The 19,039-nt window shown below is 60.5% G+C and carries 15 protein-coding genes; 9 read left to right on the top strand and 6 right to left on the bottom strand.

What is annotated here, in order from left to right:
- Nucleotides 1-145: 145 nt before the first annotated feature.
- Together cdhC and ACEN9A_RS27585 are read right to left on the bottom strand one after the other, a co-directional pair.
- Entirely contained in the window at nucleotides 146-1,033 is an 888-nt protein-coding gene (cdhC, locus tag ACEN9A_RS27590) for a 3-dehydrocarnitine:acetyl-CoA trimethylamine transferase CdhC (RefSeq protein WP_007937987.1), read from the bottom strand.
- Between the two features lie 99 nt (nucleotides 1,034-1,132).
- A complete protein-coding gene (locus ACEN9A_RS27585) occupies nucleotides 1,133-2,077 on the bottom strand; it encodes a choline ABC transporter substrate-binding protein (protein WP_258671400.1) in 945 nt (314 codons plus the stop codon).
- 211 nt (nucleotides 2,078-2,288) lie between these two features.
- On the opposite strand from ACEN9A_RS27585, the gene ACEN9A_RS27580 reads away from it, so the two are divergent.
- Nucleotides 2,289-3,236, top strand: coding sequence for a GlxA family transcriptional regulator (locus ACEN9A_RS27580; RefSeq protein WP_258671399.1), 948 nt, complete (start codon nucleotides 2,289-2,291; stop codon nucleotides 3,234-3,236).
- Nucleotides 3,237-3,354: 118 nt separating this feature from the next.
- Here ACEN9A_RS27580 and ACEN9A_RS27575 read toward each other — a convergent pair whose 3' ends face one another.
- From ACEN9A_RS27575 to ACEN9A_RS27560, 4 genes are all read right to left on the bottom strand, one after another.
- The gene (locus tag ACEN9A_RS27575; RefSeq protein ID WP_258671398.1) at nucleotides 3,355-3,771 is read right to left on the bottom strand and encodes a DUF3010 family protein; all 417 of its coding nucleotides are present in this window, start codon (nucleotides 3,769-3,771) and stop codon (nucleotides 3,355-3,357) included.
- A gap of 32 nt (nucleotides 3,772-3,803) precedes the next feature.
- Nucleotides 3,804-4,127, bottom strand: a complete 324-nt coding sequence (locus tag ACEN9A_RS27570; protein WP_019650279.1) for a helix-turn-helix domain-containing protein — start codon at nucleotides 4,125-4,127, stop codon at nucleotides 3,804-3,806.
- The gene (locus tag ACEN9A_RS27565) at nucleotides 4,111-4,365 is read right to left on the bottom strand and encodes a type II toxin-antitoxin system RelE family toxin (protein ID WP_019650280.1); all 255 of its coding nucleotides are present in this window, start codon (nucleotides 4,363-4,365) and stop codon (nucleotides 4,111-4,113) included. The genes ACEN9A_RS27570 and ACEN9A_RS27565 overlap by 17 nt, the downstream gene beginning before the upstream one ends.
- 213 nt (nucleotides 4,366-4,578) lie before the next feature.
- On the bottom strand, nucleotides 4,579-4,980 hold the full coding sequence (locus tag ACEN9A_RS27560; protein ID WP_258671396.1) for a lysozyme inhibitor LprI family protein: 402 nt from the start codon (nucleotides 4,978-4,980) through the stop codon (nucleotides 4,579-4,581).
- Between the two features lie 235 nt (nucleotides 4,981-5,215).
- On the opposite strand from ACEN9A_RS27560, the gene ACEN9A_RS27555 reads away from it, so the two are divergent.
- The 8 genes from ACEN9A_RS27555 to ACEN9A_RS27520 all read left to right on the top strand — a co-directional run bounded on the left by ACEN9A_RS27555 (nucleotide 5,216) and on the right by ACEN9A_RS27520 (nucleotide 18,969).
- The gene (locus ACEN9A_RS27555) at nucleotides 5,216-6,193 is read left to right on the top strand and encodes a dipeptidase (protein ID WP_007907542.1); all 978 of its coding nucleotides are present in this window, start codon (nucleotides 5,216-5,218) and stop codon (nucleotides 6,191-6,193) included.
- 79 nt (nucleotides 6,194-6,272) lie between these two features.
- Nucleotides 6,273-6,803 carry a DUF5943 domain-containing protein gene (locus ACEN9A_RS27550; RefSeq protein ID WP_052967365.1) on the top strand — a complete coding sequence of 177 codons (531 nt, stop codon included), beginning with the start codon at nucleotides 6,273-6,275 and terminating at the stop codon, nucleotides 6,801-6,803.
- A 15-nt stretch (nucleotides 6,804-6,818) separates the two neighbouring features.
- Nucleotides 6,819-8,879: a dimethylglycine demethylation protein DgcA gene (gene dgcA / locus ACEN9A_RS27545; RefSeq protein WP_019580673.1), complete on the top strand. Its 2,061-nt coding sequence runs from the start codon at nucleotides 6,819-6,821 to the stop codon at nucleotides 8,877-8,879.
- 210 nt (nucleotides 8,880-9,089) lie between these two features.
- Nucleotides 9,090-11,039, top strand: coding sequence for a dimethylglycine demethylation protein DgcB (gene dgcB / locus ACEN9A_RS27540; RefSeq protein WP_258671393.1), 1,950 nt, complete (start codon nucleotides 9,090-9,092; stop codon nucleotides 11,037-11,039).
- Nucleotides 11,039-12,259, top strand: a complete 1,221-nt coding sequence (gene etfA / locus ACEN9A_RS27535) for an electron transfer flavoprotein subunit alpha (RefSeq protein WP_019650282.1) — start codon at nucleotides 11,039-11,041, stop codon at nucleotides 12,257-12,259. Before dgcB ends, etfA begins: the two co-directional genes overlap by 1 nt.
- A 15-nt stretch (nucleotides 12,260-12,274) precedes the next feature.
- Nucleotides 12,275-13,045, top strand: coding sequence for an electron transfer flavoprotein subunit beta (gene etfB / locus ACEN9A_RS27530; RefSeq protein ID WP_007938007.1), 771 nt, complete (start codon nucleotides 12,275-12,277; stop codon nucleotides 13,043-13,045).
- Nucleotides 13,046-13,251: 206 nt separating this feature from the next.
- Entirely contained in the window at nucleotides 13,252-13,818 is a 567-nt protein-coding gene (locus tag ACEN9A_RS27525) for a GNAT family N-acetyltransferase (RefSeq protein ID WP_258671391.1), read from the top strand.
- Between the two features lie 1,698 nt (nucleotides 13,819-15,516).
- Nucleotides 15,517-18,969, top strand: a complete 3,453-nt coding sequence (locus ACEN9A_RS27520) for a GMC family oxidoreductase N-terminal domain-containing protein (protein ID WP_413387779.1) — start codon at nucleotides 15,517-15,519, stop codon at nucleotides 18,967-18,969.
- Nucleotides 18,970-19,039: the final 70 nt, after the last annotated feature.

The following is a 19,039-nucleotide window of genomic DNA, read 5'->3' as shown; positions in this document are numbered from 1 at the left end:
CCCCAAAACCTGTTGCCGCGGTGCATCAGCCACACTGCATGCAATGTTTTACGACTGCTTCGCAGCCGAACGGGGCGGTGCGGCGGTCCGACAAGCCCCCTCGCCACACAAACTCGCTCCCACAGGGGGAAAGGGTGATTTGGGGTCAGCCGCGCTTGGTCAGGCCCATTTTCTTGCGGCCTTCTGCCGGGGTCAGAACGCGGGCGCCGAGGCGGCTGAGGATTTCCGAGGCGCGTTCGACCAGTTGGCCGTTGGTCGCCAGTACGCCCTTGTCCAGCCACAGGTTGTCTTCCAGACCGACCCGCACGTTGCCACCGAGCAGCACGGCCTGTGCGGCCATTGGCATCTGCATGCGACCGATGCCGAACGCGGCCCAGACCGCGTCGGCCGGCAGGTTGTCGACCATGGCTTTCATGGTGGTGGTATCAGCCGGCGCGCCCCATGGGATGCCCAGGCACAGCTGGAACAACGGGTTATCCAGCAGACCTTCCTTGATCATCTGCTTGGCGAACCACAGGTGACCGGTGTCGAAAATTTCCAGCTCAGGCTTAACGCCCAGCTCTTGAATGCGTTTGGCGCCAGCACGCAGCTGGGCAGGGGTGGACACGTAAATGGTGTCGCCGTCGCCGAAGTTCAGGGTGCCGCAATCCAGGGTGCAGATTTCCGGCAGCAATTCTTCAACGTGGGCCAGACGGGTCAGTGGGCCGACCAGATCGGTGTTCGGGCCGAATTCCATCGGGTTCTCGCCCGCGCCGATTTCCAGATCGCCGCCCATGCCGGCAGTGAGGTTGACGATGATGTCGACGTCCGCCTCGCGGATGCGCTCCATCACTTCGCGGTACAGCGCCACGTCACGGCTGAACTTGCCGGTTTGTGGGTCGCGAACGTGGCAGTGGACCACGGTAGCGCCCGCCTTGGCGGCTTCCACGGCGGCTGCAGCGATTTGTTTCGGGGTGACCGGCACGTGTGGGCTCTTGGCGGTCGTGTCGCCAGCACCGGTGAGTGCGCAGGTGATGATGACGTCGTGGTTCATGAGGCGGTTTCCTTCAGGCTTGAGTTTTTGGCGGAGCTTGGGCGTGGCGATCCCGCTCGCAGCCCGCATCGGGCTGCGAATCGGTGGTTCATTTCGGTTCTATTTGCTGGTCAGCTTCAGGTTTTCAGCGGCCGGCTTGCCATCGAAAGTGGTCACGCCTTCGAGCCAGCGTTGCTTGTCTTGCGGGTGATCCTTGAGCCACTGTTTGGCCGATTCGAAAGCGTCCTTGTGATCCAGCAGCGGCTGCATCATCCGGCTCTCGTCTTCGGCGGTGAACGTCAGGTTGCTCAGCAGGCGACCGACGTTCGGGCATTGCTGCGCGTAGCTCGGCGAAGTGACGGTCCAGACCGTGGCCATGCCTTCGTTCGGGCCGAGGGCGTCGTCGCTGCCGGTGAGGTAGGTCATCTTCACGTTGACGTTCATCGGGTGCGGCGCCCAGCCGAAGAACACCACGGCTTCCTTGCGGCGTACCGCACGATCCACTGCCGCCAGCATGCCGGCTTCGCTGGACTCGACCAGTTGGAACTTGCCGAGGCCGAACTGGTTCTTGGCGATCATCGCCTTGATCTGGGTGTTGGCGCCCGAGCCAGGTTCGATGCCGTAAATCTTGCCGCCCAGTTCTTTTTCAAACTTGGCGATGTCGGCGAAGGTTTTCAGGCCCTTGTCGGCAAGGTAAGTCGGTACTGCGAGGGTGGCGCGGGCGTCCTTGAGGCTTGGCGCTTCAAGCACTTTGACCTGCTTGGCATCGACAAACGGCGTGATGGTCTGCGTCATCAGCGGGTTCCAGTAGCCCAGGAACAAATCCAGGCGCTGGTCGCGAATGCCGGCAAAGACGATTTGCTGGGAGGCGCTGGTTTGTTTGGTGCTGTAGCCGAGGCCGTCGAGCAGGACCTGGGTCATGGCGCTGGTGGCGATCACGTCGGTCCAGTTCACTACGCCCATGCGCACGTTCTGGCACGACGCGGGTTCGGCTGCCATGACACTGGCGCTCAAGAAAGCAGTACCGCTGAGTGCAAGAACACAGCTGCTGATCAGTCGTTTCATGTCGGGGTTCCTCGGCAGGTCGTTTATTGTGGGTTCCGGTGTCTGATGCGCCGGTGATGCCCAAGTTACGCAGCAAAGCCCCCGTGAAAACGCACTGCGGCGACCAGCTCTTGCACTGCGGCGACCTGCGCACTTGAATGCCACCGGCAAGTGGCGTATCAACGTCCACACGCTTCCCGCCCTCTCGTTACCTGCCAGTCGAGTGCGCTCCATGTCCCAGGATTTCTACTTCTTGTTGATGCCGGGTTTTTCGGCGATCGGTTTTATCTCGGCAATCGAGCCGCTGCGGGTCGCCAATCGCTTTCGCGGCGAGTTGTACCGCTGGCATGTGTTGAGCGCCGATGGCGGGGCGGTTCTGGCCAGTAATGGCATGTCGGTCAACGCCGATGCGGCGCTGGAGCCGCTGAAGAAAGGCGCAACCTTGTTGGTAGTCGCCGGTTTCGAACCGCTGAAGTTCGCCACCCCGGCCCTGGAACACTGGTTACGTCGTCTGGACAACGAAGGCGTGACGCTAGGCGCCATCGACACCGGCAGCTTCATCCTCGCCGAAGCCGGCCTTCTCGACGGTCACCGCCTGACTCTGCACTGGGAAGCCATCGACGCCTTCAAGGAATCCTATCCACAGCTGAGCGTCACCCAGGAGCTGTTCGAGATCGATCGCCGGCGCATCACCTCGGCGGGCGGCACCGCGTCCATCGACCTGATGCTCGACCTCATCGCCCAGGCCCACGGGCCGCAACTGGCGATTCAGGTCAGCGAACAATTCGTACTCGGGCGCATCCGCCCGCGCAAAGACCACCAACGCATGGAAGTCGCCACGCGATATGGCATCAGCAACAAGAAACTGGTGCATGTCATTGGGGAGATGGAACAGCACAGCGAACCGCCGCTCAGCACTTTGGAGCTGGCGGAATCGATCAAAGTGACCCGACGTCAACTAGAGCGCTTGTTTCGCCTGCACCTGAACGACACACCGAGCAATTTCTACTTGCGCCTGCGGCTGGAGAAGGCGCGGCAGCTGCTGCGCCAGACGGACATGAGTGTGTTGGAGGTGAGTATCGCCTGCGGGTTTGAATCGCCGTCGTATTTCACCCGCAGTTATCGGGCGAGGTTTGAGCGGTGCCCGCGGGAGGATCGCCGGCAAAGCCAGAAGGCCTGATACCGACCTCCTGTAGGAGCGAGGCTTGCCCGCGAAGAGGCCGGCACATTCGAAATCATTGTTGTCTGACACGACGCCTTCGCGGGCAAGCCTCGCTCCTACAGGAGATGTGTCGTTTTTACTTCTTCATCAGTGCCGAGCAGGCCGCTTTGTAAGCCTCATGCTGATACTTGTTCAGCGTGGCCGGCAGTTCAAAGTCGAACTTCTTGTTCTGCGCATTGATCGTCTGCGGCGACAGCAGCGTCACCTCGCAATTTTCCAGCAACTGGAAAACCCCTTCGATCTTGAACGTGGTCGGCCCGCCGGCGAACTCGCCTTTCTTGCTGCGCTTCTTGATCGCGATCCGGTCGATTGAATTCTCACGAATAAACGATGCGGCCTGAGCGGCAAAGACTTTGACGTTGGCGGCTTCGTCGTCATCGTCGAGGGCGATTTTCTTGGTGGCCAGCGCGACGTGGGTCAGCCCCTGATCGTCGAGGGAGGCCACGGCAAGGATTGCTTCGCTGCCTTTGATTTCGATACCGCAGATTTTCATTTGAATCCCTTTTCCTGATGCTGGCGTTCAGCTTACAGCTCTAGTTGATTGGCGGTGATGCCAAAAGCCGCGGCGATTTTCTCACGCGTGGCCTTGCGGGGCTTGGCGACAGTTTCCTGCTGGGCAAAGGCTGGTTGGGAGATGCCCATACGTTTGGCCACTTCATCCTGCGTAAGGTTCAGGTGTTCACGCCAGGCGCGAATCGGTGTCGCGCCGTCGACGATGCGACTGACCACTTCATGGGGGATCAGATCGGGCTCGATCTTTTGTGCCACATACTGTGCGTACGGAATGACCACGAATGCCGGTTTTCCCTCCGCATCATTGATAATTTGAATGTCAGTAGGTGCGTTCATCGCGTTTTTTGACCTCTTGGATACTGACCACTTTGATCGCGCCATCCCAGTCGAACATGATCCGATAACTACCGACTCGCAGTCGATAGGCATAGTCATGGCCAACCAGTGCTTTGACGTTGCCTACGTCAGGCATGTCAGTTAGCGCCGTGATGGCATCCCTAACCTGGATCTGATGAACGGAATGCAATTTCAAGAGCTGCTTAACGGCCTTTCGAGTCCAGTGAATGCTGTTCATGGAAGAATATAAGTCTTTTATAAGATTTGCGAATCTTTACTTATATTTTTCAGGTGGCCAACAAATGAAATTTGTCAGCATGTTGCTCGAAAAAGCTGTGTTAAGCCTTGCTCGGCGGGGAGTTGTAGTCTTGCTCAGTGAGGCTTGTGGGAAAGGTCTTTATTGGGGGGTAAAAGCTGGTAGGGCTACCAGCTTTCGACGGACGATTCAGGATCACTCCTGCCCAATCGACTCCAAAAACTCCGACCGCTCGTCACTCATCCGCGCCACGCAATCGTTTTGCGCAATATTGAATGCCTTGCTGCCGCTCGTCGCCGGAAACGCTTCCACCGCGCAATCGGCATCCCGGGTTTTCAGCCACTGCTGTTGCGCGGTCTTGATTTTGGCGGTGATGTCGGCCAGTTGCGCCTTGTTACTGCCGTAGCGCGTTTGCATGCGTTCGCTCAGGTTTTGGTAGTTGTCGCTCAGCAGCTGTTCGGCGGTGTTTCTGCTGTAAGCCGAGCACTCCAGGGTCTGGACTTCGTTTGCGACGGCGTCGCAGGGGTTGTCGTCGGCCTCTTCGGCCGCCTGTACGCCGGTCGCTATCAGTGCCAAAGCCAGGAAGATGGATTTCATTGCGTCGCCGCCCTTAATTCAGTGAAACATTTGGTGATGCGACGAATTCTGGCCCATGCGAACGGGCTTGAACAGGTAGGCAATCACGTCGGTTGGCGACCCTTTGTCGCGGATTGACGCTTTCGGCAATTCCCCTGTCGTTTTTGCACCCGGCTGCACCGTCCCTCAGGCATATGCTGGCCCCAAAGCGCCGGCACACGATTCGGCGCATGAATCGCTAATAGGGGACTGCCTGATGAGCCCAGCCGAATTACACGCCGACAGCATCGTTATCGACGGCCTGATTATTGCCAAGTGGAACCGTGAGCTGTTCGAAGACATGCGCAAGGGCGGTCTGACCGCGGCCAACTGCACCGTGTCGGTGTGGGAGGGCTTCCAGGCCACCGTCAACAACATCGCTGCCAGCCAGAAGCTGATTCGCGAGAACAGCGACCTGGTGATCCCGGTGCGTACCACCGCCGACATCCGCAAAGCCAAGGAGCAGGGCAAGACCGGCATCCTGTTCGGCTTCCAGAACGCTCACGCCTTCGAAGACCAGATCGGCTATGTCGAAGTCTTCAAGCAACTGGGCGTCGGTATTGTGCAGATGTGCTACAACACCCAGAACCTGGTCGGTACCGGTTGCTATGAACGCGATGGCGGCCTGTCGGGTTTCGGTCGTGAAATCGTTGCCGAGATGAACCGCGTCGGTGTCATGTGCGACCTGTCCCACGTCGGCTCGAAGACCTCCGAAGAAGTCATCCTCGAATCCAAGAAGCCGGTCTGCTACTCCCATTGCCTGCCGTCGGGCCTGAAAGTGCACCCGCGCAACAAGTCCGATGAAGAACTGAAGTTCATCGCCGATCACGGCGGTTTCGTCGGCGTGACCATGTTCGCGCCGTTCCTGGCCAAGGGTATCGATTCGACCATCGACGATTACGCCGAAGCCATCGAGTACACCATGAACATCGTCGGCGAAGACGCCATCGGCATCGGCACCGACTTCACCCAGGGCCATGGCCAGGACTTCTTCGAATACCTGACCCATGACAAGGGCTACGCCCGCCGTCTGACCAGCTTCGGCAAGATCATCAACCCGCTGGGCATCCGCACCGTGGGCGAGTTCCCGAACCTGACCGAAACCCTGCTCAAGCGCGGCCATTCCGAGCGCGTGGTGCGCAAGATCATGGGCGAAAACTGGGTCAACGTTTTGAAAGACGTTTGGGGCGAATAAGCCGCCGCACCTGAAGAATCCTTTCCCCCGGCCGTCCGTGCCGGGGGCAATACAACAAATTTTCTGGAGTTAAGTTTCCATGGCCAAGATCGCCCCGCAATTGCCAATCGAAGTCGACAGCGAAACCGGTATCTGGACCTCTGATGCCCTGCCGATGCTGTATGTGCCGCGTCACTTCTTCGTCAACAACCACATGGGCATCGAGGAAGTGCTGGGCGCCGACGCCTACGCCGAAATCCTCTACAAGGCCGGCTACAAGTCCGCCTGGCACTGGTGTGAAAAAGAAGCCGAATGCCACGGCCTGGAAGGCGTCGCGGTGTTCGAGCACTACATGAAGCGCCTGTCGCAGCGCGGTTGGGGCCTGTTCAAGATCCAGGACATCGACCTCGACAAAGGCACCGCCAGCGTCAAGCTCGAACACTCCGCATTCGTCTACGTGTACGGCAAGGTCGGACGCAAGGTCGACTACATGTTCACTGGCTGGTTCGCCGGCGCCATGGACCAGATCCTGGCCGCTCGCGGCAGCAAGATCCGCACCGTCGCCGAACAAGTTTACGGTGGCTCCGAAGAAGGCCACGACGACGGTTTGTTCACCGTCAAGCCGTTGTAAGTCGAGGAACCCGCCATGGCTTTCGAAGCAATGTTCCAGCCGATCCAGATCGGCAAACTGACCATCCGCAACCGCGTGCTCAGCACCGCGCATGCTGAGGTCTACGCCACCGACGGCGGCATGACCACCGATCGGTACGTCAAGTATTACGAAGAGAAAGCCAAGGGCGGGATCGGCCTGGCGATTTGCGGCGGTTCCTCCAGCGTGGCCATCGACAGCCCGCAAGGCTGGTGGAAGTCGGTCAACCTGGCCGACGACCGGATTATTCCGCACTTCCAGAATCTGGCCGATGCCATGCACAAGCATGGCGCCAAGATCATGATCCAGATTACCCACATGGGTCGCCGCTCGCGCTGGGACGGTGAGCATTGGCCAACCCTGCTGTCGCCGTCGGGCATCCGCGAGCCGGTGCACCGCGCGACCTGCAAAACCATCGAGCCGGAAGAAATCTGGCGGGTGATCGGCAACTACGCCAGCGCCGCTGCGCGTGCCAAGGCCGGTGGCCTGGATGGCGTCGAGCTGTCTGCCGTGCACCAGCACATGATCGACCAGTTCTGGAGCCCGCGAGTCAACAAGCGTACCGACGAATGGGGCGGCAGCTTCGAGAACCGCATGCGTTTCGGCCTGGAAGTGATCAAGGCTGTGCGCAAGGAAGTCGGTCCGGACTTCTGCGTTGGTATCCGTATCTGTGGTGACGAATTCCACCCTGATGGCCTGAGCCATGAGGACATGAAGCAGATCGCCAAGTACTACGACGACACCGGCATGATCGACTTCATCGGTGTCGTGGGCTCGGGTTGCGACACTCACAACACCCTGGCCAACGTTATTCCGAACATGAGTTATCCACCGGAGCCGTTCCTGCACCTGGCCGCCGGTATCAAGGAAGTGGTGAAGGCTCCTGTGCTGCACGCGCAGAACATCAAGGACCCGAACCAGGCAACCCGTATTCTGGAAGGCGGTTACGTCGACATGGTCGGCATGACTCGCGCTCACATCGCCGACCCGCACCTGATCGCCAAGATCAAGATGGGCCAGGTCGACCAGATCAAACAGTGCGTGGGTGCCAACTACTGCATCGACCGTCAGTACCAGGGTCTGGACGTCTTGTGCATCCAGAACGCCGCGACCTCCCGTGAATACATGGGCGTGCCGCACATCATCGAGAAATCCACCGGGCCGAAACGCAAAGTCGTGGTGGTCGGTGCCGGCCCTGCGGGGATGGAAGCCGCTCGTGTAGCCGCCGAACGTGGCCACGACGTGACCCTGTTCGAGAAGAAAGAATTCATCGGCGGGCAGATCACCACCGCCTCGAAAGCCCCGCAACGGGACCAGATCGCCGGTATCACCCGTTGGTTCCAGCTGGAACTGGCGCGTTTGAAAGTCGACCTGCGCCTGGGCGTGGCGGCGGATGCGGCGACCATTCTCGACCTGCGTCCGGATGTAGTGGTGCTCGCCGTTGGCGGCCATCCATTCCTGGAGCAGAACGAGCACTGGGGCGCGGCTGAAGGCCTGGTGGTCAGCAGTTGGGACGTGCTCGACGGCAAGGTTGCGCCGGGCAAGAACGTGCTGGTCTACGACACCATTTGCGAGTTCACCGGGATGTCGGTTGCCGACTTCCTTGCCGACAAGGGCAGCCAGGTCGAGATCGTCACTGACGACATCAAGCCGGGCGTGGCCATCGGCGGTACGTCGTTCCCGACTTACTACCGCAGCATGTACCCGAAAGAAGTGATCATGACCGGCGACATGATGCTGGAAAAGGTCTACCGCGAAGGCGACAAGCTGGTGGCGGTGCTGGAAAACGAATACACCGGCGCCAAAGAGGAGCGGGTAGTGGACCAGGTTGTCGTCGAGAACGGCGTGCGTCCGGACGAAGAAATCTACTACGCACTGAAGGAAGGCTCGCGCAACAAAGGCCAGATGGACATTGAAGCCCTGTTCGCGATCAAGCCACAACCTTCGCTGAGCCAGGCGGGCGACGGCTACTTGCTGTTCCGCATCGGTGACTGCGTAGCCCAGCGCAACACCCACGCGGCGATCTACGACGCGCTGCGGTTGTGCAAGGATTTCTAACGGATTTACCACCATCACCTGTGGCGAGGGAGCTTGCTCCCGCTGGGCTGCGAAGCAGCCCCAAAACCTGCAGTCGAGGTGTATCAGGTGTACACCTGAGACTGTTTTGGGAGCGCTTCGCACTCCAGCGGGAGCAAGCTCCCTCGCCACAAGTAGGTGCGTCGCTCTCATCGGCACGCACATGACCCCGAGGTCTTTGGGAGCTCCACCATGTTGAACACCCTTCTTCCAATCCTGTTGTTTGCTGCCCTGGGCCTGGCTGTCCTGGGCGCGTTGCGGCGGGTGGCTATGTGGCGTCAGGGCCGGGCTTCGAAAGTCGACCTGATCGGCGGTCTGTTCGCCATGCCCAAGCGTTACATGGTCGATTTGCACCACGTCGTCGCGCGGGACAAATACATCGCCAATACTCACGTCGCCACGGCCGGTGGTGCGGTGGCGTCCATTGTGCTGGCGATTCTGGTTCACGGTTTCGGCCTGCATAACCGCATCCTCGGTTATGCACTGCTGTTGATGACGGCAGTGATGTTCGTCGGTGCGATCTTTGTCTTCCTGCGCCGCCGCAATCCGCCGGCCCGGTTGTCCAAAGGTCCGTGGATGCGCCTGCCGAAAAGCCTGCTGGCGTTCTCGGCGTCGTTCTTCCTGTTGACCCTGCCGGTGGCGGGCATCCTTCCGGAAAACTTCGGTGGCTGGGTGCTGGCGGCGATTCTCGGCGTCGGTGTGCTGTGGGGCGTGTCGGAACTGTTCTTCGGCATGACCTGGGGCGGGCCGATGAAGCACGCCTTCGCCGGTGCCCTGCACCTGGCCTGGCACCGTCGCTCAGAACGTTTCGGCGGCGGTCGCTCCACCGGCTTGAAGCCGCTGGATCTGAACGACCCGACCGCGCCACTGGGCGTGGAAAAACCCAAGGATTTCACCTGGAACCAACTGCTCGGCTTCGACGCCTGCGTGCAGTGCGGTAAATGTGAAGCTGCGTGCCCGGCGTTCGCCGCCGGCCAGCCGCTGAACCCGAAAAAACTGATTCAGGACATGGTCGTCGGCCTGGCCGGTGGTACGGATGCCAAGTTTGCCGGCAGCCCTTACCCAGGCAAGCCGATCGGTGAGCACGCCGGTAATCCGCATCAACCGATCGTCAACGGTCTGGTGGACGCTGAAACCCTGTGGTCCTGCACCACCTGCCGCGCCTGCGTCGAGGAGTGCCCGATGATGATCGAGCACGTCGATGCCATCGTCGACATGCGCCGCCATCTGACCCTGGAAAAAGGCGCGACCCCGAACAAGGGCGCCGAGGTCCTGGAAAACCTGATCGCCACCGACAACCCTGGCGGCTTCGCGCCGGGCGGGCGGATGAACTGGGCGGCGGATCTGAACCTGAACCTGCTCAGCGAAAAGAAAACCACCGACGTGCTGTTCTGGGTCGGCGACGGTGCCTTCGACATGCGCAACCAGCGCACCCTGCGTGCCTTCGTCAAAGTGCTGAAAGCGGCCAAGGTCGACTTCGCAGTGCTGGGCCTTGAAGAGCGCGACAGCGGTGACGTGGCCCGGCGTCTGGGCGACGAGGCGACGTTCCAGCTGTTGGCCAAACGCAACATCCAGACCCTGGCCAAATACCGCTTCAACCGCATCGTCACCTGCGACCCGCACAGCTTCCATGTGCTGAAAAACGAATACGGCGCTTTCGATGGCAACTACCTCGTGCAGCACCACAGCACTTACATGGCGGAGATCATTGGCGAAGGCGCTCTGAATCTCGGTCAGCACAAAGGCAGCAGCGTGACTTATCACGACCCGTGCTACCTCGGCCGCTACAACGGCGAATACGAGGCGCCACGCGAAGTGCTGCGCGCCCTGGGCATCGAGATCAAGGAAATGCAACGTTCCGGTTTCCGTTCGCGCTGCTGCGGCGGCGGTGGCGGTGCGCCGATCACCGACATTCCGGGCAAGCAACGGATCCCTGACATGCGCATGGAAGACATCCGCGAAACCGGCGCCGAACTGGTGGCCGTGGGTTGTCCACAGTGCACCGCGATGCTTGAAGGCGTGGTCGAACCACGGCCGTTGATCAAGGACATCGCCGAACTGGTTGCTGATGCGCTGCTTGAAGACGCCGCGCCGGGAAAGCCTTCGGCACCGGCCAAACGTGAACCTGCGGAGGTGCATTGATGAGCGACATTATCCGCCGCGACCCTCGCGCTGAATGGATCGCCCGCAACCGTCTGCACCCGCTGCACGCGGCCATGCAACCGGCGCAACACAGCTGGATGGGGCCTAACGGCGTCATTCGCAAGAATCCTCACGGGATCGGTTTTATCGGTCCCAACGGGATCAAACGGATCGACCGCAGTGGCGCTCAGCAGGGCGGGGCGACTAAACGCTCGGCCGCGGTTGAAGTGCAATTGCCGCTGCATCAAGTGCCTGCACCGGCGTTCTACATCAGCGTGGTGCCAGACATGGTCGGCGGGCGCTTGAGCAGCCACGACCGCGATTTGCTCGGCCTGGCCCATCAATTGGCCGGCAAGGACGGCGCGGTACTGGCGGTGGTCTTCGGTGAGCACAAGGAAAATGCCTTCGCCACGGCTGGCGTTGACCGCTTGCTGGTACTGGAAGGCGACGAATTCAGCGGATATGCACCGGAACAACGCGTGCAGGGCCTGCGGGCTGTGGATAACCAGTTCAGCCCGCGTCACTGGTTGCTGCCGGACAGCCGCAGCGGTGGCGGCGAACTGGGTCGACGCTTTGCTGCCGCACTGGGCGAACGTCCGGCCACACGGGTCTGGCAGGTCAAGGATCAAGAGTGCATCGGCCGTGCCGGTGCCGGTTTGCAGGACCTTGCGCGGCCGGTGGCACGCTTGATTCTGGCGGCTGCCGAATGCGCCGAACCGGTCAGCGAAACCCGTCACGAAGCGTTGCCGGTGGAGTTATCCACAGCGGTCGCTCGCAGCCTGTCGCGGATCGAAGATCTGGGCGCGGTGGCGGTGGACCCGGCGGCGATTCCGATGGCCGAAGCCGAGTTCATCTTCTCGGGCGGCAACGGGGTCAAGGACTGGGGACTTTTCCACAGGACGGCCGAAGCGTTGGGCGCGACCGAAGGTGCGTCGCGGGTGGCGGTGGACGATGGTTTCATGGCGCGCGACCGTCAGGTTGGCGCGTCCGGCACCTGGGTCACCGCGCGGGTTTACGTGGCGGTGGGGATTTCCGGGGCGATCCAGCACCTGCAAGGCATCGGTGCCTGTGACAAGGTGGTGGCGATCAACCTCGATCCGGGTTGCGACATGATCAAACGGGCCGACCTGTCGGTGATCGGCGAGAGCGCCGAGATTCTTCAAGCCTTGATCGATGCGGTAGAGGCTTACCGCAACGACGCCAAGCGCGATGCGGCTTAAGGGAAGGAAAGGGTTATGAGCACGAAAATCATCAGCCTGGTGTCCATCGGCGCCCACCCGACCTCCGGCCGGCCACGCCGCGCCGAGCAGGACGCGCGGGCCGTTGAGCTGGGTTTGCAACTGGCTGGGGATAACCTGCAAGTGCTGCACGCCGGCGACGTTGCGGAACCGGCGCTACGTGCCTATCTGGGCATGGGCCTGGAACAGTTGCATGTGCTGGAACAACCGGTCGGCGCAGATGCGCTGCCGGCATTGACCGCTTATTTGCGTGACGCCGGGGCACAGGTGGTGTTGACCGGTAGCCAGGCGGAAACCGGTGAAGGCTCGGGCATGTTGCCGTTCCTGCTGGCCGAAAGCCTTGGCTGGCCGCTGGTGGTGGGTTTGGCGCAAGTCGAATCCATCGACGGCGGTTCGGCGCTGGTGCTGCAGGCCTTGCCTCGCGGTCAGCGCCGTCGCTTGAAAGTGCGTCTGCCGTTCCTGGCGACTGTGGATAACGCAGCGCCCAAGCCTCGGCAGAGCGCCTACGGTCCGGCGCGACGCGGGGTGTTGCAGGCGGATGAAGTGGAAGTGGTCGACGATGAACTGCTGGCTGTGGCCACGCTGCAACCGGCCAAGCCACGACCCAAACGCTTGAAAGTGATCAAGGCCAAGAGCGGTGCCGACCGCATGAAGGCCGCGACGGCCAAGGCCAGTGGCGGCGGCGGGCAAGTGCTCAAGGGCGTGACCGCGCAGGCGGGCGCTGAAGCCATTCTCAAGTTGCTGATTGAAGAAGGCGTAGTCCGCTGACAAGTAGTCACCATAGATGTGGGAGCCTGTGTGGCGAGGGGGCTTGCCCCCGTTGGGCTGCGCAGCAGTCCTGAAATCTCTGATGTACCAAAGATCCTGTGAGTGCTACGCACTCAAACGGGGGCAAGCCCCCTCGCCACAAAGTGCTCCTGACGTGCTGGAGACGCAGGCCTGAAAACCATCTCACCGAAGTTTATGGGGAAATAATGGAAGTTGAATTTCGTCCGGCATTGCGCACGGATGCGCGGGAGATTGCCCGTTTGTTCCAGATTTCGTCAGAGGGGGCTTCGGATTACATCTGGAGCCAGTTGGCGGAGCCCGGGCAGGATCTGCTGGAAGTGGGGGCCATTCGTTACGCCCGTGAAGATGTCGATTTCTCCTATCAGAACTGCGTTATCGCGCAGGTGCAGGGGCGGGTCATCGGCATGATGCACAGTTACGTGACGCGTCACGATCCGTTGGCGGCTCCGGTGACTGATCCGGTCCTGGCGCCTTACGCCGACATGGAAGTCCCCGATACCCTCTATATTTCGAGCCTGGCCCTGCATGAAGGTTGGCGCAACAAAGGCTTGGGTGTGCGCTTTCTCGAGCATGCTCAACAGCGTGCCGATCAACTGGAACTCAACGGCCTGAGCCTGATCGACTATGCGGCGAATATCGGGGCCCGGCGCTTTTATGAACGCCACGGTTTTGGGATTGTTAAAACCTGCCAGGTTGTTCCTCATCCGATGATTCGGGTGACGGGTGATGCCTATCTCATGCATCGGCCTTAAGAGGCCGGTTTTGATTGTGTACATATCCTTTACTGCGGTAATGGCGGCTGGCGGTTTCGCTCTTACAGCGAGTCACTTTCGAAAAGCGCGAAAGTAACCAAAGCGCTCTTGCCCCTTTCGTTCGGCCCTTCGCCTAGGCTCAGGGTGCCCTCGCTCCGGTCCTGCTCCGTGGGCCCGCCGCCATCGGCCATCCATGGCCGGGGGCGGCTAACCCGGCATCCATGCCGGGTTGCCCACTACGCAGAACCTCCACTCGGCCTCTCGAGGGGGCGGTGCGTCAAAATCAAAAGCAAGGCGGCCTACCGGCCGGCCTGATCTCACGTGCACGCATTTCCCTGTAGGAGCTGTCGAGCGAAGCGAGGCTGCGATCTTTTGATCTTGCTTTTGCTTTTGCTTTGCTTTGCTTTGCTTTGGCTTTTGATCTTGATCTGTACGCCCCTTTCCCAGAGGCCGAACGCAGGCGTTGCGCAGGGGGCACCGCGGCAGGGATGCCGCGGTAGCCGCCCCCGGCCATGGATGGCCGATGGCGGCGGGCCCCCGGAGCAATGCCGGAGTGAGGGCATGCCGAGCCTAGGCGAGGCACCGAATGGCGGGGCAAAAGCGTTTTGGTTACTTTGGCGCTTTTCCAAAGTGACCCGCTGTAAGAGCGGAACCATAAGCCGCCGTTACCGCAGAAATGGATATGCACTCCCAACACCTGGCCCCAACATTACCCACAATCCCTGTTAGCGCTTCTGTGGATAACATGTTCGCCCCTCGCTACACCCCATGCCAATCAAGCCCTGCAGCCCTCCGTACAAAAAACAACCAGCCTAAGCCACGGTTTTTTCGGGCTTTTTCCACAGCATAACCTCGCTCACTGGCCGACACTTGCCCCCAATCTCTGTTGGCGCTTCTGTGGATAACATGTTCGCCCATCGCTACAGCCCATATAGATCGCGGCTTTCAGTAGGTTGATCAAATATTGTCCAATTCGACGTTTTCCCCCACTAATCCTCCCGCAAACCCCGAATTCTCGCGGGTTTCAGCGGTTTTCCACAGAACGAGCAAAGTTGCCCCCAAAGTCTGTTGGTGCTTCTGTGGATAAGGTGTTCGCCATCCCCTGCGCGCCATGTAAACCGTGCTCTGCAAGCTTCTGATTAAAAAATAACCAGTGTCTGGCTAAAACCCTGCTTCTGGATAAGTCACGGTTTTTCTTCGGTTTTTGTGAATAGATTTAGCCTGTCACCCACAGTTGTCCCCATTTGCTGTGGGTGGAGATGTGGATAACTTGTTCGCTGAACCCTGTAAGCCACGGCCCGTATAGGCCGGAACGCGATAGATCAGATTTCATACAGTTCTAAGGCACTTCCTTGACTTCGATCTGTCGCCTGTCTTCACTCTCATCGCATAAGGACAACTGTCACTTATCCACATCTGGTTCAGGGAGAACGCGTGATGGATAGCCAGCCACATCGCTCGCAGCCACATTCGCACCAAAGCCCCTGCACGACCTGTGTCCCGACATCCGCCACCTTGTTGCACAAGCGGATTCATCGTCGCGCCGCCAATCAGCGCGCTCGTCTATAGCACCTGGCCCCCTTATGCCATTACGCCGCTGCCATTGAGGCCCGACCGTGCCCGGTGACCAGGCGTTTGTTCGTCTATCGATTGCAGGCAACCGCAGAGTTGCTCCATCTGCCTGAGAGGAAATGACCCATGACACGGATCGCCACGCCCATCAGCGATATCAAGGAACATTACGACGTGATCGTCATTGGCTCCGGCTACGGCGGCGGGATCGCGGCGTCGCGCCTGTCCCGGGCCGGCAAGCGGGTATGCCTGCTGGAGCGAGGCCGGGAAATCCAGCCCGGCGAATACCCCAATACGATGCTGGCGGCCACTGAAGAGCTGCAAGTGCATGACCCGGACGGGCACATCGGTTCGCGCACCGGGCTGTTCGACCTGCACGTCAACGCCCAGCAGAACGTAGTGGTCGGTTGCGGCCTGGGTGGCACGTCGCTGATCAACGCCAACGTCGCGCTGGAACCGGAACCCGGTGTGTTCGACGATCCGCGTTGGCCGCTGGCGGTACGTGAACATCGCGACACGCTGCTCAAGGACGGATACGCCCGGGCTCGGGAGATGCTCAAGCCCAATCCCTATCCGAAAACCGCTCCGACCTTGCCCAAACTCGAGGCTAACCAGAAGTCCGCCGATTACCTCAAGCAAGGCGCGCACTTCTACAAGCCGCCGATCAACGTGACCTTCGACAAACTGCCGAACAACCTCAACCACGTCGGCGTCGAGCAATTGCCGTGCAACCACTGCGGCGACTGCGTTTCGGGCTGTAACAACAAGGCCAAGAACACCACGTTGATGAATTACCTGCCGGATGCCTGCAACCACGGCGCAGAGATTTTCTGCCAGGCCGAGGTGCGGCATCTGGAGCGCGACGGCGATGGCTGGATCGTGCACTTCCAATACCTGGACAGCGGCCGTGAGAAATTCTCCGCGCCGACGCTGTTCGTCAAGGCGGACATTGTCGTGGTGTCGGCCGGCACCCTGGGGTCCACCGAAATCCTCCTGCGCTCTCGGGACAAAGGCCTGTCGACGTCCGATCAGCTCGGCGAAAACATGAGCGGCAATGGCGACATCCTCGGTTTCGGCCACAACTGCGATGAAACGATCAACGGCATCGGTTTCGGTGCCCATCCGGCCTCGGAAATGAAACCGGTCGGCCCGTGCATCACCTCGATCATCGACATGCGCACCGAAGGCGACTGGCGCAGCCGCATGGTTATCGAAGAAGGCTCGATTCCCGGCGCACTCGGCCGGCCCATGGTGCCGAGCATGGCCACATTCGCCGGGTTGATCGGCAAACCCACCGATGACAGCTTCACCGGCAAGCTCAAATATGCCGAGCGCGAAGCCGAAAGCTTCCTGCGCGGCCCGTACCACGGCGCCCTGCACAACATGCAGACCTACCTGATCATGAGCCACGACGACGGCAAGGGGCGCATGGTGCTCGACAGTAAGGATCAGCTGCGCATCGACTGGCCGGGCGTTGGCGAGCAGGAAAACGTCAAGATCGGCAACGAGCGCTTGCACCAGAGCACCAAGGCATTGGGCGGGATCTGGGTCGAGAACCCGATCTGGACCGAGCTGCTCAAACACAGCATCGTTTCCGTGCACCCATTGGGCGGTTGTGTGATGGGCGAGGATGCGACGCAAGGCGTGGTCAACCACAAGGGCCAGGTGTTTAGCGGCGTCAGCGGCACCGATGTCTATGCCGGGCTATACGTGGCCGACGGTGCGGTGATCCCGACCTCACTGGCGGTCAATCCGTTGCTGACCATCTCTGCCGTGAGCGAGCGCAACATGGGGCTGCTGGCGGCCGATCGTGGTTGGCACATCGACTACACGTTGCCCTCGGCACCGCGCAAACCGGTGGTGGCACCGACCCTCGGCGTGCAGTTCACCGAAACCATGAAGGGCTATTTCTCCAAAGATTTCACCCAGCCCCAGGGCACCGATCTCAAACTCTACGAAGCGGCGGCCAAACGCGGCAAGTCGGATAACTCGCCGATCGAATTCACCTTGACCATCACCGCCAACGACCTCAATCGCATGATCAAGGAGCCAGAACACGCCGCGACACTGGTCGGCTCTCTGGATGCGCCGGGCTTGTCGCCGGAACCACTGACCGCCAGCAATGGTGTGTTCAATCTGTTCGAGGAATATCAGGAACAGGTTGGCGTGCGGCACATGAATTACGACATGAAGCTGACCGCTGAGGACGGCAGCGATTATTACTTCAGCGCATTCAAGACCGTGCCCGAAGACAACGGCGTGCTGAACGTCTGGCACGACACCAGTACGCTCTATGTGACGCTGTATCGCGGGCCAGACAAGACAGGCGAGGTGATCGGCTCGGGGGTGATGCACATCGAGCCGGCCGATTTTGCCAAGCAGATGACCACCATGAAGGTGCTCAACGCGCGCAACGAACGTGAGCGCATTGAAGGGCTGGCGCGGTTCGGCAAGTTCTTCGCCGGCATCTTGTGGGAGAGCTACGGCGGGGTGTTCGCGGGCGACATCTACTTCAACCCCGATGCGCCGCCCCGGCAGAAACGGCCGCTGGATGCGCCGACGCCAAGCGTGCAGTTCTTCCAGACCGAAGACAGCGTCCAGCTCCGCCTGACCCGTTATCAGGGCGGCACCAAGGGGCCGGTGATGCTGGTGCATGGTTTGGGTGTGGGCTCGAATATTTTCTCCACCGACACCATCCAGACCAACCTGCTGGAGTACCTGTGCAAGCACGAGTACGACGTCTGGCTCCTGGATTTCCGGGTCAGCATCCTGCTGCCGGCCAGCAAACATGAATGGAACGGCGACCAGATTGCCCAGTACGACTTCAAGGCCGCCATCGAGCATATCCAGCAGGCCACCCTCGCCGCTGACGTGCAGTGCGTGGTGCATTGCTACGGCGCGACGACCTTCTTCATGTCACTGCTGGCCGGATTGCAGGGCGTGCGTTCGGTGGTCTGTTCGCAGATCGCCGCGGACACGGTGGTCGCCACGGCAACGGGGCTCAAGGCCGGTCTGCATTTGCCGGGGATGCTCGACGCCATCGGCATCAAATCCCTCACCGCGTATGCCGACAACAAGGAGAGCTGGTTCAACAAACTCTATGACAAGGCCCTCAACATCTACGCCCGCATCGAGGCTCAAGGTTACTGCACCAACCCGGTGTGCCACCGCATCACCTTCATGTACGCGTCGCTGTACCGCCACGACACACTCAACGAAACCCTGCACGACAACCTGCACGAGCTGTTCGGTGAGTCGAACATACAGACCTTCGAACACCTGGCGCTGATCCTGCGCAAAGGCCATCTGGTGGACTTCAAGGGCCAGGACGTCTACATGCCGCACTTCGACCGGCTGACCATGCCGATCTGCTTCATCAGCGGCGAAGACAATCAGTGCTACTTGCCCGAAAGCACGCTCAGGACCTATGAGCGCGTGTGCAAAGTCCATGGGCCGGAGCGCTACAGCCGGCATGTGGTGCCGGGTTACGGGCATATTGACTGCATGTTCGGCAAGAACGCGGTGGTCGATGTGTACCCGATCATCCTGCAGCACCTGGAGAAAACCGCCCTCGGCTGATCGGGCTTTTTGTGGCGAGGGAGCTTGCTCCCGCTGGGTTGCGCAGCAGCCCCAAAACCTGAGGATGCGA

The sequence above is a fragment of the Pseudomonas sp. Pseusp18 genome (assembly GCF_059506005.1).
This window is presented reverse-complemented; position numbering and strand designations above follow the sequence as displayed.

Excerpts from the sequence above, each read along its gene's own strand:
- ACEN9A_RS27555 (WP_007907542.1), top strand. The coding sequence starts at position 5,216 with ATGAGCCCAGCCGAATTACACGCCGACAGCATCGTTATCGACGGCCTG.
- ACEN9A_RS27520 (WP_413387779.1), top strand. The coding sequence starts at position 15,517 with ATGACACGGATCGCCACGCCCATCAGCGATATCAAGGAACATTACGAC.
- dgcA (WP_019580673.1), top strand. The coding sequence starts at position 6,819 with ATGGCTTTCGAAGCAATGTTCCAGCCGATCCAGATCGGCAAACTGACC.
- ACEN9A_RS27570 (WP_019650279.1), bottom strand. The coding sequence starts at position 4,127 with ATGAACGCACCTACTGACATTCAAATTATCAATGATGCGGAGGGAAAA.
- ACEN9A_RS27560 (WP_258671396.1), bottom strand. The coding sequence starts at position 4,980 with ATGAAATCCATCTTCCTGGCTTTGGCACTGATAGCGACCGGCGTACAG.
- ACEN9A_RS27580 (WP_258671399.1), top strand. The coding sequence starts at position 2,289 with ATGTCCCAGGATTTCTACTTCTTGTTGATGCCGGGTTTTTCGGCGATC.
- cdhC (WP_007937987.1), bottom strand. The coding sequence starts at position 1,033 with ATGAACCACGACGTCATCATCACCTGCGCACTCACCGGTGCTGGCGAC.
- etfB (WP_007938007.1), top strand. The coding sequence starts at position 12,275 with ATGAGCACGAAAATCATCAGCCTGGTGTCCATCGGCGCCCACCCGACC.
- ACEN9A_RS27575 (WP_258671398.1), bottom strand. The coding sequence starts at position 3,771 with ATGAAAATCTGCGGTATCGAAATCAAAGGCAGCGAAGCAATCCTTGCC.
- ACEN9A_RS27525 (WP_258671391.1), top strand. The coding sequence starts at position 13,252 with ATGGAAGTTGAATTTCGTCCGGCATTGCGCACGGATGCGCGGGAGATT.
- dgcB (WP_258671393.1), top strand. The coding sequence starts at position 9,090 with ATGTTGAACACCCTTCTTCCAATCCTGTTGTTTGCTGCCCTGGGCCTG.
- etfA (WP_019650282.1), top strand. The coding sequence starts at position 11,039 with ATGAGCGACATTATCCGCCGCGACCCTCGCGCTGAATGGATCGCCCGC.
- ACEN9A_RS27550 (WP_052967365.1), top strand. The coding sequence starts at position 6,273 with ATGGCCAAGATCGCCCCGCAATTGCCAATCGAAGTCGACAGCGAAACC.
- ACEN9A_RS27565 (WP_019650280.1), bottom strand. The coding sequence starts at position 4,365 with ATGAACAGCATTCACTGGACTCGAAAGGCCGTTAAGCAGCTCTTGAAA.
- ACEN9A_RS27585 (WP_258671400.1), bottom strand. The coding sequence starts at position 2,077 with ATGAAACGACTGATCAGCAGCTGTGTTCTTGCACTCAGCGGTACTGCT.